At 60.4% G+C, this 13,270-nt stretch carries 12 protein-coding genes; 10 read left to right on the forward strand and 2 right to left on the reverse strand.

Features of this window, described 5'->3' with window-relative positions:
• The first annotated feature begins 21 nt into the window (after window positions 1–21).
• The 3 genes from dgoD to AC1RMX_RS22790 all read left to right on the forward strand — a co-directional run bounded on the left by dgoD (window position 22) and on the right by AC1RMX_RS22790 (window position 3,442).
• Window positions 22–1,170: a galactonate dehydratase gene (dgoD, locus tag AC1RMX_RS22780; protein WP_007908327.1), complete on the forward strand. Its 1,149-nt coding sequence runs from the start codon at window positions 22–24 to the stop codon at window positions 1,168–1,170.
• 97 nt (window positions 1,171–1,267) lie between these two features.
• Window positions 1,268–2,578, forward strand: a complete 1,311-nt coding sequence (locus tag AC1RMX_RS22785) for an MFS transporter (RefSeq protein WP_096820984.1) — start codon at window positions 1,268–1,270, stop codon at window positions 2,576–2,578.
• 60 nt (window positions 2,579–2,638) lie between these two features.
• On the forward strand, window positions 2,639–3,442 hold the full coding sequence (locus AC1RMX_RS22790; protein ID WP_096820985.1) for an IclR family transcriptional regulator: 804 nt from the start codon (window positions 2,639–2,641) through the stop codon (window positions 3,440–3,442).
• Here AC1RMX_RS22790 and AC1RMX_RS22795 read toward each other — a convergent pair.
• Window positions 3,439–4,491 carry an NAD(P)-dependent alcohol dehydrogenase gene (locus tag AC1RMX_RS22795; protein ID WP_011335405.1) on the reverse strand — a complete coding sequence of 351 codons (1,053 nt, stop codon included), beginning with the start codon at window positions 4,489–4,491 and terminating at the stop codon, window positions 3,439–3,441. The genes AC1RMX_RS22790 and AC1RMX_RS22795 overlap by 4 nt on opposite strands.
• 191 nt (window positions 4,492–4,682) lie before the next feature.
• On the opposite strand from AC1RMX_RS22795, the gene AC1RMX_RS22800 reads away from it, so the two are divergent.
• Entirely contained in the window at window positions 4,683–5,573 is an 891-nt protein-coding gene (locus AC1RMX_RS22800) for an AraC family transcriptional regulator (protein ID WP_096820987.1), read from the forward strand.
• Window positions 5,574–5,639: 66 nt separating this feature from the next.
• On the opposite strand, the gene AC1RMX_RS22805 is transcribed toward AC1RMX_RS22800, so the two are convergent.
• The gene (locus AC1RMX_RS22805; protein WP_096820988.1) at window positions 5,640–7,304 is read right to left on the reverse strand and encodes an electron transfer flavoprotein-ubiquinone oxidoreductase; all 1,665 of its coding nucleotides are present in this window, start codon (window positions 7,302–7,304) and stop codon (window positions 5,640–5,642) included.
• 525 nt (window positions 7,305–7,829) lie between these two features.
• Between AC1RMX_RS22805 and AC1RMX_RS22810 the strand changes: the two genes are divergently transcribed.
• The 6 genes from AC1RMX_RS22810 (at window position 7,830) to AC1RMX_RS22835 (ending at window position 13,241) form a co-directional block, all read left to right on the forward strand.
• Window positions 7,830–8,579, forward strand: a complete 750-nt coding sequence (locus AC1RMX_RS22810; protein ID WP_493073076.1) for an electron transfer flavoprotein subunit beta/FixA family protein — start codon at window positions 7,830–7,832, stop codon at window positions 8,577–8,579.
• A complete protein-coding gene (locus tag AC1RMX_RS22815; RefSeq protein ID WP_085710904.1) occupies window positions 8,580–9,509 on the forward strand; it encodes an electron transfer flavoprotein subunit alpha/FixB family protein in 930 nt (309 codons plus the stop codon). It begins immediately after the preceding gene.
• 80 nt (window positions 9,510–9,589) lie between these two features.
• Entirely contained in the window at window positions 9,590–10,426 is an 837-nt protein-coding gene (locus AC1RMX_RS22820) for a substrate-binding periplasmic protein (protein WP_096820989.1), read from the forward strand.
• Between the two features lie 9 nt (window positions 10,427–10,435).
• Complete coding sequence (locus AC1RMX_RS22825) at window positions 10,436–10,792, forward strand: DUF4398 domain-containing protein (RefSeq protein ID WP_096820990.1); 357 nt, start codon at window positions 10,436–10,438, stop codon at window positions 10,790–10,792.
• Window positions 10,789–11,601 carry an OmpA family protein gene (locus AC1RMX_RS22830; protein ID WP_192558680.1) on the forward strand — a complete coding sequence of 271 codons (813 nt, stop codon included), beginning with the start codon at window positions 10,789–10,791 and terminating at the stop codon, window positions 11,599–11,601. Before AC1RMX_RS22825 ends, AC1RMX_RS22830 begins: the two co-directional genes overlap by 4 nt.
• Before the next feature lie 200 nt (window positions 11,602–11,801).
• Entirely contained in the window at window positions 11,802–13,241 is a 1,440-nt protein-coding gene (locus AC1RMX_RS22835; protein WP_096820992.1) for an aminotransferase-like domain-containing protein, read from the forward strand.
• Window positions 13,242–13,270 lie beyond the last annotated feature (29 nt).

Below are 13,270 nucleotides of genomic sequence, written 5' to 3' on the forward strand. Positions count from 1 at the left end.
ATCTATAAGAGAGACAAAAAGATGAAAATCACCAAACTGACCACCTTCATCGTCCCGCCACGCTGGTGCTTCCTGAAAGTCGAAACCGACGAGGGTGTGACTGGTTGGGGCGAGCCCGTGGTCGAGGGCCGCGCCCACACCGTCGCGGCAGCGGTCGAGGAATTGTCCGACTACCTGATCGGCAAAGACCCACGCAACATCGAAGACATCTGGACCGTGCTGTATCGCGGCGGCTTCTACCGGGGTGGGGCGATCCACATGAGCGCACTGGCCGGCATCGACCAGGCGTTGTGGGACATCAAGGGCAAGGCGCTGGGCGTGTCGGTGAGTGATCTGCTTGGTGGTCAGGTTCGGGACAAGATCCGCGTGTATTCGTGGATCGGCGGCGACCGTCCGGCAGACACCGCGCGGGCCGCGAAAGAGGCGGTGAGTCGCGGTTTTACCGCGGTGAAAATGAACGGCACCGAGGAACTGCAATTCCTCGATACCTTCGAGAAAGTCGATCTGGCGCTGGCCAATGTCGCGGCAGTGCGCGATGCGGTCGGGCCCAACGTCGGCATCGGCGTCGACTTCCATGGCCGAGTGCACAAACCCATGGCCAAGGTGCTGATGAAGGAACTCGACCCGTACAAATTGATGTTCATCGAAGAGCCGGTGCTCAGCGAAAACTACGAAGCGCTGAAAGAACTCGCACCGTTGACCAGCACCCCGATTGCCCTCGGCGAGCGGCTGTTTTCGCGGTGGGACTTTAAACGGGTGTTGAGCGAAGGTTACGTCGACATTATCCAGCCGGATGCCTCCCACGCCGGCGGCATCACCGAAACCCGCAAGATCGCCAACATGGCCGAAGCCTACGACGTGGCGCTGGCGCTGCACTGCCCGCTGGGGCCGATCGCACTGGCGGCGTGTCTGCAACTGGACGCCGCTTGTTACAACGCGTTTATCCAGGAACAGAGCCTGGGCATCCATTACAACGAGAGCAATGACCTGCTCGATTATGTGAAGGATCCGCGGGTGTTCGACTACGACAAAGGCTTCGTGAAAATCCCCAACGGCCCGGGCCTGGGGATCGAGATCAACGAGGAATACGTGATCGAACGCGCGGCGGTCGGCCACCGCTGGCGCAACCCGATCTGGCGCCATGCCGATGGCAGTTTTGCCGAGTGGTGAGTGGCTGACTCAGCACATCTGATCGTTCCCGTGCCGAGCGCGGGAACGACTCAAGGCCTCAGGCCAACCTCAATAAACATAAGAAGAGGTTCTCCCCATGCAACCGCAAACCCTCACCGGGCAAGCGACGTTAGTCACGCCCAGCCGCAAGCGTTTTTTTATCATGGTGTTGCTGTTCATCACCGTGGTCATCAACTACCTCGACCGCAGCAATCTGTCGATTGCCGCCCCGGCGCTCACCACCGAGCTGGGCATCGACCCGGTGCATGTCGGACTGATCTTCTCCGCGTTCGGCTGGACCTACGCCGCCATGCAGATTCCCGGCGGCTGGCTGGTGGATCGGGTGCCACCGCGCATCCTGTACAGCGTCGCGCTGCTGTTGTGGTCGCTGGCCACGGTGATGCTCGGTTTCGCCGCCAGTTTCATCGCGCTGTTCGTGCTGCGCATGGCGGTCGGTGCGCTGGAAGCGCCGGCGTATCCGATCAACAGCCGCGTGGTGACGACCTGGTTTCCCGAGCGCGAACGTGCCACGGCGATCGGTTTCTACACCTCCGGGCAGTTTGTCGGGCTGGCGTTTCTGACCCCGGTACTGGCCTGGCTGCAACATGAGTTTGGCTGGCACATGGTGTTTGTCGTGACGGGGGCGGTGGGCATTGTCTGGGCCGCGATCTGGTATGCGGTGTATCGCGAACCGCGTGATTTCAAAGGCGCCAACGAAGGCGAAATCGACCTGATCCGTGAGGGCGGAGGGCTGGTGGACATCGCCGCCGAAGCCGCCAAAGTGAAAGCGAAATTCAGCTGGACCGATCTCGGCATCGTCCTCAGCAAACGCAAGCTGTGGGGGATTTACCTCGGCCAGTTTTGCCTCAACTCGACGCTGTGGTTTTTCCTGACGTGGTTTCCGACCTATCTGGTGAAATATCGCGGCATGGACTTCATCAAGTCCGGACTGCTGGCGTCTCTGCCGTTTCTCGCTGCGTTCATCGGCGTGCTGTGCTCCGGGTTCTTTTCCGACTTCCTGATTCGCCGTGGCTGTACCGTCGGGTTTGCGCGCAAATTGCCGATCATTGGTGGCCTGCTGATTTCCACCTCGATCATCGGCGCCAACTTCGTCGAATCGACGCCGCTGGTGATTGCCTTCCTGGCCCTGGCGTTTTTCGGCAACGGGCTGGCGTCGATCACGTGGTCGCTGGTCTCGACACTGGCGCCGGCGCGGCTGCTGGGCTTGACCGGCGGGGTGTTCAATTTCATCGGCAACCTGTCGGCGATTGCCACGCCGATTGTCATCGGCTTCCTGGCCAGCGGCGATTCGTTCGCCCCGGCGATCACCTACATCGCGGTTCTGGCATTGATCGGCGCTTTGTCCTACGTGCTGCTGGTGGGCAAGGTCGAGCGCATCGAGTTGTAGTCGTCCCTGTCGGGCGACCATAATGCCGCCCGTTCCCTCGCTCAACGCTAAAGGCTGGATATGCAGGAAGACGCCCCAAAAACCGCCAAGGACGCCGCGCCGACCGGCACCCAGACCCTGCTTCGCGGGTTGGGTGTGGTGCAGGCCGTCGCCAGTGGCGCCCGCGATCTCAAAGAGATTGCCCGCCTGATCGGTACCACGCGCAGCACCACCCATCGTCTGGCCAGTTGCCTGGTGGACGAGCGTTACCTGCGCGTCGTGCCGCAAGTCGGTTATCTGCTGGGGCCGAAGCTGATCGAACTGGGTTTCCAGGCGCGTGAAGAGTTGCCGCTGGTGACCCTGGCCGGGCCGTATCTGGACGAGTTGTCGGCGCTGACCGGTGACACCGTGCACCTGGGGATTCGCGAAGGCGACGAGGTGCTGTACCTGTTGAAGAATCCGGGGCGCAACGGCCCGGAAATGCGCTCGCGGGTCGGCCATCGCATGCCGCTGGCGCGCACCGGGATCGGCAAGGCCTTGATGCTGGATGACGCGCCGCAGGATTGGCAGCGTCTGTACGACATCAGCCTGCCAGCGGGTGGGAAAAGTCAATTCTGGCCGCAGCATCCCCAGCAGTCGTGGGAGCAGCTGGAGCAGCGGATGACCGAGTACGTGGCCGGCGGCTACGCGTTCGATCTGGAAGACAACGAACCGTCGATCCGTTGCGTGGCGGCGCCGATCCGCGACGCGAGCAAGCGCATCGTCGCGGCGATCAGCATCGCCAGCACCGTGCCGTATATGCCGCTGGAGAAAATGGCCGAGCTGATTCCCCTGATCAAAGGGGTCACAACCCGGCTTTCGGCGGAGCTTGGCCTGAAGGTTTAAAGCTTCAGGGTCGCCATGTCGATCACGAAACGGTACTTCACATCACCGGCGATCATGCGGGCGTAGGCCTCGTTGATCTGGCGGATGTCGAGCATTTCGATGTCGCAGCTGATGTTGTGCTCGGCGCAGAAATCCAGCACTTCCTGGGTTTCTGCGACGCCACCGATGAGCGAGCCGGCCAATACGCGACGGCCCAATACCAGTTTGGCGGCGTGAACCGGCGGATCGATCGGTTCGATCAGACCCACCAGAATATGCACGCCGTCGAAGCGCAGGGTGTCGAGGTACGGGTTGAGGTCGTGCTGCACTGGAATAGTGTCGAGCAGGAAGTCGAAACGACCGGCCGCGGCTTTCATCTGTTCTTCGTCGGTGGAGACGATCACGTGATCGGCGCCCTGACGACGACCTTCCTCGGCCTTGCTCGCCGAACGGGTGAACAGCGTCACTTCGGCGCCCATGGCCTTGGCGAACTTGATGCCCATGTGACCGAGGCCGCCCATGCCGAGAATCCCGACCTTGTCGCCGGCCTTCACGCCGTAGTGCTTGAGCGGCGAGTAAGTGGTGATGCCGGCGCAGAGAATCGGAGCAGCCGCTGCCAGATCCAGCTTCTCGGGGATGCGCACCACGAAGTGTTCGCTGACCACGATGCTGTCCGAATAGCCGCCCATGGTGTTGCTGCCATCGACCCGGTCGGGTGTGGCATAGGTCATGGTCGGGCCTTCGAGGCAATATTGCTCGAGGTTCGACTGGCAGGCTTCGCAGGTGCGGCAAGAGTCGACCATGCAGCCGACACCGACCAGATCTCCTACTTTGTGTTTGGTGACGTTCGCACCGACAGCGGTGACTTTTCCGACGATCTCATGGCCGGGCATCAACGGGTAAACGGCAATGCCCCATTCGTTGCGCGCCTGGTGGATGTCGGAGTGGCAGACGCCGCAGTACAGAATCTCGATGGCGACATCGTCGGCACGAGGGCTGCGGCGTTCGAATTTCATCGGGGCGAGGGGGGTGGTGGCCGTTTGAGCGGCATAGCCGATGGCGGTGTACATGTGAAACCTCGCAAAAGCAGTGACAAGTGAGGCGGCGCATTCTGGGCGCCGTCCGGTCGTCCGGCCATGGCGATTCCTCCGGGTGTCATGCCTAATCCTCCGGCATGCGGGGTTGATCGGTCGCATTGGCAAAAGGATCTGCGATGATGCTTTTATCCCTTTTTCCGTGATTTTTTCTGAAGAGCCACCCGATGCAATTGACCCGTCACCTTGATGCCAACGCCACGCTGGTTTCGCTGATCGAACCGCTGGCGCTGCGCGATGGTTACAGCCCGACCGGGCTGCCGGGCGTCCAGGTGCTGCGCGCCAGTTGTGACGTTGCCCGTGGTCCGCACATTTATGAGCCGAGCCTGATGATCATCGCCCAGGGCAGCAAACTGGCGTATCTGGGGCCGCGCACCATGGAATACGGTGCCGGGCATTACTTGATCCAGGCGTTGCCGGTGCCGTTCGAGTGCGAAACCTATGCGTTGCCGGACGCGCCGTTGCTTGGGGTCTCGGTGGCGATCGACCGGGTGTTGCTCGGTGAGCTGGTGCTGGCCATGGGGCTGGCGCCGGGGCGGCATATTCCGGCGCAGACACCGGAGTCGATGACCTCGGTGGTGCTCGATGATGACATGCGCGGCTGCGTCGAACGCTTGCTGCGCTGTCTGCACGATCCGCTGGAGTGCCAGATTCTCGGGCCTGCGCGGGTGCGGGAGTTGTTGTTCGTCGCGTTGCGCGGTCCACAGGCTGATGTATTGCGGGCGCTGGTGGAGCAGCAGGGGCAGTTTGCCCGGGTGGCGGCTTCGATCAGCCATTTGCATTCGCACTACACCGAACCGTTGAACGTCGAGACATTGGCCAGTTGCGCGAACATGAGCGTTTCGACCTTTCACGAACACTTCAAACGCAGCACGTTGCTGTCGCCGGTGCAGTATCTGAAGCGTTTGCGTTTGTTGAAGGCGCAGACGTTGTTGATCGCCGAGGGGCTGGGTGTCGCGCAGGTGGCGCATCGGGTGGGGTATCAGAGCACGTCGCAGTTCAGTCGCGAGTACAAACGCTATTTCGAACGCAGCCCGGGGGATGAGCGCGCGGCTTGATCTTTTACAAATCGCAGGCAACAAAAAGGCCCCCATATAGGGAGCCTTGATGTTCTGCAGATCGACTTACATGTTCGGGTAAGTCGGGCCGCCAGCGCCTTCCGGCGTCACCCAGGTGATGTTCTGCGAAGGGTCCTTGATGTCACAGGTCTTGCAGTGCACGCAGTTCTGGGCGTTGATCTGGAAGCGTTTCTCGCCGTCTTCCTTGGTGATCACTTCATATACGCCGGCCGGGCAGTAACGCTGCGCCGGTTCGTCGTACATCGGCAGGTTGCGGCTCAACGGGATGGTCGGGTCGGTCAGTTTCAGGTGGCACGGCTGTTCTTCTTCATGGTTGGTACCGGAGATGAACACCGAGCTCAGCTTGTCGAAGCTGATCTTGCCGTCGGGTTTCGGGTAGTCGATCTTCTTGCAGTCGGCCGCGAGCTTGAGGCAGGCGTAGTCCGGCTTGGTGTCGTGCAGGGTGAACGGCAGTTTGCCGCCGAAGATGTTCTGGTCCAGCCAGTTGAAACCGCCGCCGACGATGGCGCCGAATTTGTGGATCGCCGGGCCGAAGTTGCGGCTGGCGAACAGTTCTTCGTAGAGCCAGCTTTTCTTGAAGGCGTCGACGTAGGTGGTCAGCTCTTCGGTGCCATCCTTGTCAGCGAACAGTGCGTCGGCCACGGATTCAGCGGCGAGCATGCCGGACTTCATCGCGGTGTGACTGCCTTTGATCTTGGCGAAGTTCAGGGTGCCGAGGTCGCAACCGATCAGCGCGCCGCCCTTGAAGACCATTTTCGGCAGCGAGTTCAGGCCGCCCTTGCAGATGGCGCGGGCGCCGTAGCTGATGCGCTTGCCGCCTTCCAGGTACTGCTTGAGCACCGGGTGATGCTTGAGGCGCTGGAATTCGTCGAACGGCGACAGGTAGGTGTTGCTGTAGGACAGATCGACGATCAGGCCGACCACCACCTGGTTGTTTTCCAGGTGATAGAGGAAGGAGCCGCCGGTGTTCTCGGTGCCCATGATGTCCATCGGCCAACCGGCGGTGTGCACCACCAGGCCTGGCTGGTGTTTGGCCGGGTCGATTTCCCAGATTTCCTTCAAGCCGATGCCGTAGTGCTGGGCATCGGCATCGCTGTCGAGGTTGTAGCGCTTGATCAGTTGCTTGCCGATGTGGCCACGGCAGCCTTCGGCGAACAGCGTGTATTTGCCACGCAGTTCCATGCCCGGGGTGTACAGGCCTTCTTTCGGATGGCCTTCGCGGTCGACGCCGAGGTCACCGGTGATGATCCCGCGCACGATGCCGTTTTCATCGATCAGTGCTTCCTGAGCGGCGAAGCCCGGGTAGATTTCCACGCCCAGGTTCTCGGCCTGCTGAGCGAGCCAGCGGCACAGATTGCCGAGGGAAATAATGTAGTTGCCTTCGTTGTGCATGGTCTTGGGCACAAAGAAGTCAGGGATTTTCTGCGCGCTTTCGGCGTTTTTCAGCACGAAAATGTCATCGCGGGTGACTGGCGTGTTCAGCGGGGCGCCGAGTTCTTTCCAGTCAGGGAACAGTTCGTTCAGGGCCCGTGGTTCGAATACGGCACCGGAAAGGATGTGTGCGCCGACTTCGGAGCCTTTTTCGACCACGCAGACGCTGATTTCCTTACCGGCTTCGGCGGCCTTCTGCTTCAGACGGCAGGCGGCGGACAGGCCAGCGGGGCCGGCACCGACGATGACCACGTCGAATTCCATGTATTCGCGTTCCACAGGCTATCTCCTACTCAAGGCTCAACAGTTTTTTTTCTAATTTGGAGGTTCGGTGTCGTATCCGTTATTGCCTTTACGTTAACGTCAAGGCTAATAATGGGCAAACCACCTTTCTCTCTAGGCGGCGCATTATATCTACACCACTCTTAGCGTCCAATACAAACGTTTGTTTGAATCGGCTCCAGCCCAGAGAAATCAAAGAAGCGCGGCTTATGACAGGGCATTTTGGCGTATTGACCAGAATGGGCGTTCCGGTCAAGATACGGGCGGTTTTGCGCTCGCCGTAGGCTGAATGGTGGTTTCAAGAGCACCTCTAAAGACAGGGCGTAGGCGGTAACCGGTGATGCGCAGCGCAGGTTCGGCGCGCAGTTTACACACCGCGAAGCGGCATGACTCGTCGGTCACGACTGACGAACGGTCATCCCGCTCAGCCGGCGTTTTTAGAGGTGCCCTTGTGCCCGATGAGCATCAACCGCCAGGTTCGCCTAGGCGACTTTCTTTTCACCGGAGAGTAACGAGGAATCCATGAAGGTTCTTGTAGCTGTCAAACGCGTTGTGGATTACAACGTCAAGGTTCGCGTCAAGGCGGACAATTCCGGCGTAGACCTCGCCAACGTCAAGATGTCGATGAACCCATTCTGCGAAATCGCAGTGGAAGAAGCCGTACGCCTGAAAGAGAAAGGCGTTGCGACTGAAATCGTCGTCGTCTCCATCGGCCCGTCCACCGCTCAGGAACAGCTGCGTACCGCACTGGCTCTGGGTGCCGACCGCGCCATCCTCGTCGAATCCGCTGAAGACCTGACTTCCCTGGCCGTGGCCAAGCTGCTCAAGGCCGTGGTCGACAAGGAACAGCCTCAGCTGGTGATCCTGGGCAAACAGGCCATCGACAGCGACAACAACCAGACCGGCCAGATGCTCGCAGCACTGAGCGGCTACGGTCAGGGCACTTTTGCCTCGAAAGTCGAAGTTTCCGGCGACAGCGTTGCCGTGACCCGCGAAATCGACGGCGGCGCGCAGACCGTTTCCCTGAAACTGCCAGCGATCGTCACCACCGACCTGCGTTTGAACGAGCCGCGCTACGCGTCCCTGCCAAACATCATGAAAGCCAAGAAGAAGCCTCTCGAAGTGCTGACTCCGGACGTTTTGGGCGTTTCCACCGCCTCCACCAACAAGACCCTGAAAGTCGAAGCGCCGGCTGCACGCAGCGCTGGCATCAAGGTCAAGTCGGTGGCTGAACTGGTCGAGAAACTGAAAAACGAAGCGAAGGTAATCTAAATGACTATCTTGGTTATTGCTGAACACGACAACAAAGTGCTGGCCCCGGCCACTCTGAACACCGTTGCTGCCGCTGCCAAAATCGGTGGCGACATCCACGTTCTGGTCGCAGGCCAGGGCGCTGGCGCCGTGGCTGAAGCCGCCGCGAAAATCGCAGGCGTGAGCAAGGTCCTGAACGCTGACAATGCTGCCTACGCGCATCAGCTGCCGGAAAACGTTGCTCCGCTGGTCGCCGAACTGGGCAAGGGCTACAGCCACATCCTGGCTGCCGCCACCTCCAACGGTAAAAACATCCTGCCGCGCGTTGCCGCCCAGCTGGACGTTGACCAGATCTCCGAGATCATCTCGGTAGAAAGCGCTGACACCTTCAAGCGTCCGATCTATGCCGGTAACGCCATCGCTACCGTGCAATCGACCGCTGCGATCAAAGTGATCACCGTGCGTGCCACCGGTTTCGACCCGGTTGCCGCTGAAGGTGGTTCGGCTGCCGTTGAAGCGGTTGCCGCTGCTCACAACGCCGGTACTTCCAGCTTCGTCAGCGAAGAGCTTGCGAAATCTGATCGTCCTGAGCTGACCGCTGCCAAGATCGTCGTTTCCGGCGGCCGCGGCATGCAGAACGGCGACAACTTCAAACACCTGTACGCGCTGGCCGACAAGCTGGGCGCTGCCGTGGGTGCTTCCCGCGCCGCAGTCGACGCAGGTTTCGTACCGAACGACATGCAGGTCGGTCAGACCGGCAAGATCGTTGCGCCTCAGCTGTACATCGCCGTCGGTATCTCCGGCGCGATCCAGCACCTGGCCGGCATGAAAGACTCCAAAGTGATCGTTGCGATCAACAAGGACGAAGAAGCGCCGATCTTCCAGGTGGCCGATTACGGCCTGGTGGCGGATCTGTTCGAAGCCGTACCTGAGCTGGAGAAGCTGGTCTAATCCGGCGGCTTCACTTATAAAGAGCCCGGCCTGTTGGTCGGGCTTTTTTTTGTCTCGGATTTGAGTGGGAGCGTTTCGCCATGGATCTGCATCGCCGGTTGGGCTTCTCGTTATTGCTGTGTTCCAGCCTGTTGCCGGGGTTGTCCATGGCAGCGGGCAAATGCGAGCGACTGGTCGTCACCGGCAGCCCGGATGCACCGCCGTATCTCTGGCAGGATCCGCAGAATCCAAAACAGTTGATCGGTGCCAGTGCCGACCTGTTGCAGCAAGTGGCGAAGGACCTGGGCATCAAGGTCGAATTGCTTTATGCCGGTAAGCGCTCACAGGCCCTCGACGAAGTGCGCAGCGGGCGCATGGACATGCTGGCCGACGCGCCCATGACCTTCAACGAGCTGGAAAACCTCGACTACATCCATCCCCCTATGCTGGAAAACGACTATCTGGTGTGGACCCGCAAAGGCTCGACCCTGGTCTACAGCGAAGCGAAGGATCTCCAGGGCCATCAAGGAGGATTGTCGGAAAAGTCTCGAATGACCCAGGCATTTGGCACTTTTGCCGAGCAGCATTTGACCCTGACCCGTACGGCAAACCTCACTCAGGCCCTGCAGAAACTGCTGCTGGGCGAAGTGGAATATGTACTCGCCGGCCGTTACTCGGGGATGGCGGCCGCGCAGGCCCTGGGCATGGCCAATGATCTGCTGGCCTTCGAGCAACCGATTGACCGGCCGGGTCTGTTCCTTGCGCTTTCCCACAACTCGGCTTGCAACGATCCGTGGTTGCGCGGACAGCTGGCCAAAAAGATGACAGAATTGCCCGCGTCCGGCCTGACGGAAGCCGCGCTGCAACGCAACATCGAGCGCTGGAAGGCGCAGCAGCAACAGCCGCCGCAACCACCTGTCAGCGCCCCAAAACAGTAGGGATTCTTAGTGAGTAATCGAGTTCTTTTCACGGCCCTGGCCGTTCTGGCCCTGGCCGGTTGCGCCAGCGATCCGGCACCCAATGAACAAATGCGCCTGACCGAACAGGCGCTGGAGCAGGCCAAGGCCGTCGGCGCCACCGCCGACGAAGTGCCGGAAATGAAACTGGCGGAAGACAAGTTCAACCGGGCCAAAGGCAGCATGGCCGGCGAATCCTTCAAGAACGCGCGGATGCGCGCCGAACAGGCCGAGCTGGATGCACGCCTGGCCGAAGCCAAGGTGCTGACCCAGAAGAGCGAGGAGCAACTGAACGTGCTCAATACCCGCATCGTCCGTCTGCGCAAGCAACTGGGGGATGCCCAATGAGCCTGACTTCAAAAGCCTTCGGCACTTTGATCCTCGTGGGTTGCGCCAGCCTTTATGGCTGCGCCGGCCAACACAGCGAAACCGCCTTGCAGGAGGCCAGTGCTGACTTCCAGAAGGTCAAGGAAGATTCCAATGTGCTGCGTATCGCGCCGAAAGACGTGATTCGTGCCGGTGAATCCCTGGCCCGCGCCGATCGTCTCTCCACTTACTGGGGAAGTGGCTCGGACGTGGCGCATTACTCCTATCTGAGCCAGCGTTACAGCCAGATCGCCCGCGAGCACACCAACCTGGTGCTCAACGAAGAGCGCGCGGCGAAGCTGGAGCTGGAGCGCCAACGCCTGCAACTGGCACTGCGCGAGTCCAAACTGTTGAGCGTGCAGCAGCAGGGCAAATGGCTGGAAGAGCAGATCGTTGCTCTCGCCACCACCCAGACCGACCGTGGTCTGGTGATGACCCTGGGTGACGTGCTGTTCGACACCGGCGAGGCGGAGCTGAAGAACTCGGCGAATCGCGTGGTCTTGAAGATTGTGCAGTTCCTGCAACTCAATCCGAAACGCGTGGTGCGTATCGAGGGTTACACCGACAGCACCGGCGGCAAGCAGGACAACCTCAAACTGTCCCGCGACCGCGCACAGTCGGTTGCCGATGTGCTGACGGACCTGGGCATCGACGAAAAACGCATTCAGGTCGAAGGCTACGGCGACGAATACCCGGTGGACGCCAACGCTTCCGAGCGTGGGCGTGCGCAGAACCGTCGCGTGGAAATCGTGTTCTCCGACGAAAAAGGCCAGCTCGGCGCCGCCCGCTGAGGGTGGCGTTACTGGAAAGCCCGGCCTGTCATGCAGAGCCGGGCTTTTTTACGTCTGTCGATTACCTCACAAAGCAGTACAGATTTATCCGACACTGCACTGTATGGTTGACTAATATGGCAACTGTCCCAGTACACTTCCAGACTGTTCCGGTATTGTTCACACAAAAATAAAACGCCCGTGATATCGAGTGCTGCGTCATGACCAATCTCTTGCTCTACCAACGTATTGCTCAACAACTGGCCGAAGACATCCGCCGCGGCGTCTATCAGCCGGGCGAGCGCGTGCCCTCGGTGCGCAAGATGAGTTCGCAGCTCAACGTCAGCCATGCCACGGTGTTGCAGGCTTACGCCAACCTCGAGGATCAGGGGCTGATCCGTGCACGGCCGCAGTCTGGCTACTACGTGCACCAGACCCCGGCACTGACCGCACCGACTCCGGACATTGCCCGGGTCGAACGACCTGGCCTGGTCACCCGCGCGAGCATCATTCAGCAAGTGTTGGTCGAGTCGCGCCGCGAAGGCGTGTTCCCGCTGGGTGCAGCGGTGCCCAGTGTTGATTATTTGCCGGTGCGCGCACTGCATCAGCAATTGGCCAAGGTCACCCGATTCCATAGCCCGCGCGCCTTCAGCTACATGTTCAGCCCCGGTTTCGAGCCGTTGCGCCGACAAGTGGCGATCCGCATGCGCGACGCCGGTGTGGTGGTCGACCCGTCGGAAGTGGTGATCACCCACGGTTGTGTGGATGCCTTGCAGATGTCGCTGCGGGTGCTGACGCGCCCGGGCGATCTGATCGCCGCCGAATCACCGACCTATTACGGATTGCTGCAACTGGCCGACCTGCTGGGCCTGAAAGTCATCGAAATTCCCAGCGACCCGGCCACCGGCATGAGTCTGGAAGCCTTGCAACTGGCGGCCAACCAATGGTCGATCAAAGCGCTGGTGCTGACGACCCGGCTGAGTAACCCGCTGGGTGGCACCATGCCCGAAGAGCGGCAAAAACAATTGCTGCGCCTGGCCTCGGACTTCGATATCCAGATCGTCGAAGACGACATCTATGGCGAATTGATGTTCGAGCAAGGTCGCACCAAGGCGCTCAAGGCCTACGACCGGCTGGATCGGGTCATTTACTGTTCGAGTTTTTCCAAGACCTTGTCACCCGGTGTGCGCGTCGGCTGGATGATTGCCGGCAAGTATCAACAGGAAATCCAGCGTCTGCAGACCTTCACCACGCATTCGGCTTGCAGCGTCACGCAAATGGCGATCGCCGCTTATCTGGAAAATGGCGGTTATGACCGGCATTTGCGGTACATCCGCCAGGAATACCGAAAAAACCTCAGCGCATTCCAGCTGGCGGTGCAGCAGTACTTCCCCGAAGGCACGCAAATGACCCGACCCACGGGCGGTTTCATCCTGTGGGTGAGCCTGCCGGGGCGGGTCAACACACAGGAATTGCATGTCCGCGCATTACAGCAGGGCATCAGTATCGCGCCGGGGCTGATTTTCAGTAATACCGAGCAGTTCAACCACTGTATCCGGCTGAACTGCGGCACGCCGTGGAATCGCGAGGCGGAGCGGGCGCTGATGACGCTTGGTCTGCTGGCGACTCAACTGTGTCAGGAAATGGCCGGCGGTTTCTGAACAGACAGCGCGGCGCGCTTGTCATGTGG

The sequence above is a fragment of the Pseudomonas sp. GW822-FHT03F04 genome (genome assembly GCF_058801405.1).

Excerpts from the sequence above, each read along its gene's own strand:
- AC1RMX_RS22810 (WP_493073076.1), top strand. The coding sequence starts at position 7,830 with ATGAAGGTTCTTGTAGCTGTCAAACGCGTTGTGGATTACAACGTCAAG.
- AC1RMX_RS22790 (WP_096820985.1), top strand. The coding sequence starts at position 2,639 with ATGCAGGAAGACGCCCCAAAAACCGCCAAGGACGCCGCGCCGACCGGC.
- AC1RMX_RS22815 (WP_085710904.1), top strand. The coding sequence starts at position 8,580 with ATGACTATCTTGGTTATTGCTGAACACGACAACAAAGTGCTGGCCCCG.
- AC1RMX_RS22830 (WP_192558680.1), top strand. The coding sequence starts at position 10,789 with ATGAGCCTGACTTCAAAAGCCTTCGGCACTTTGATCCTCGTGGGTTGC.
- AC1RMX_RS22795 (WP_011335405.1), bottom strand. The coding sequence starts at position 4,491 with ATGTACACCGCCATCGGCTATGCCGCTCAAACGGCCACCACCCCCCTC.
- AC1RMX_RS22820 (WP_096820989.1), top strand. The coding sequence starts at position 9,590 with ATGGATCTGCATCGCCGGTTGGGCTTCTCGTTATTGCTGTGTTCCAGC.
- AC1RMX_RS22785 (WP_096820984.1), top strand. The coding sequence starts at position 1,268 with ATGCAACCGCAAACCCTCACCGGGCAAGCGACGTTAGTCACGCCCAGC.
- dgoD (WP_007908327.1), top strand. The coding sequence starts at position 22 with ATGAAAATCACCAAACTGACCACCTTCATCGTCCCGCCACGCTGGTGC.
- AC1RMX_RS22800 (WP_096820987.1), top strand. The coding sequence starts at position 4,683 with ATGCAATTGACCCGTCACCTTGATGCCAACGCCACGCTGGTTTCGCTG.
- AC1RMX_RS22835 (WP_096820992.1), top strand. The coding sequence starts at position 11,802 with ATGACCAATCTCTTGCTCTACCAACGTATTGCTCAACAACTGGCCGAA.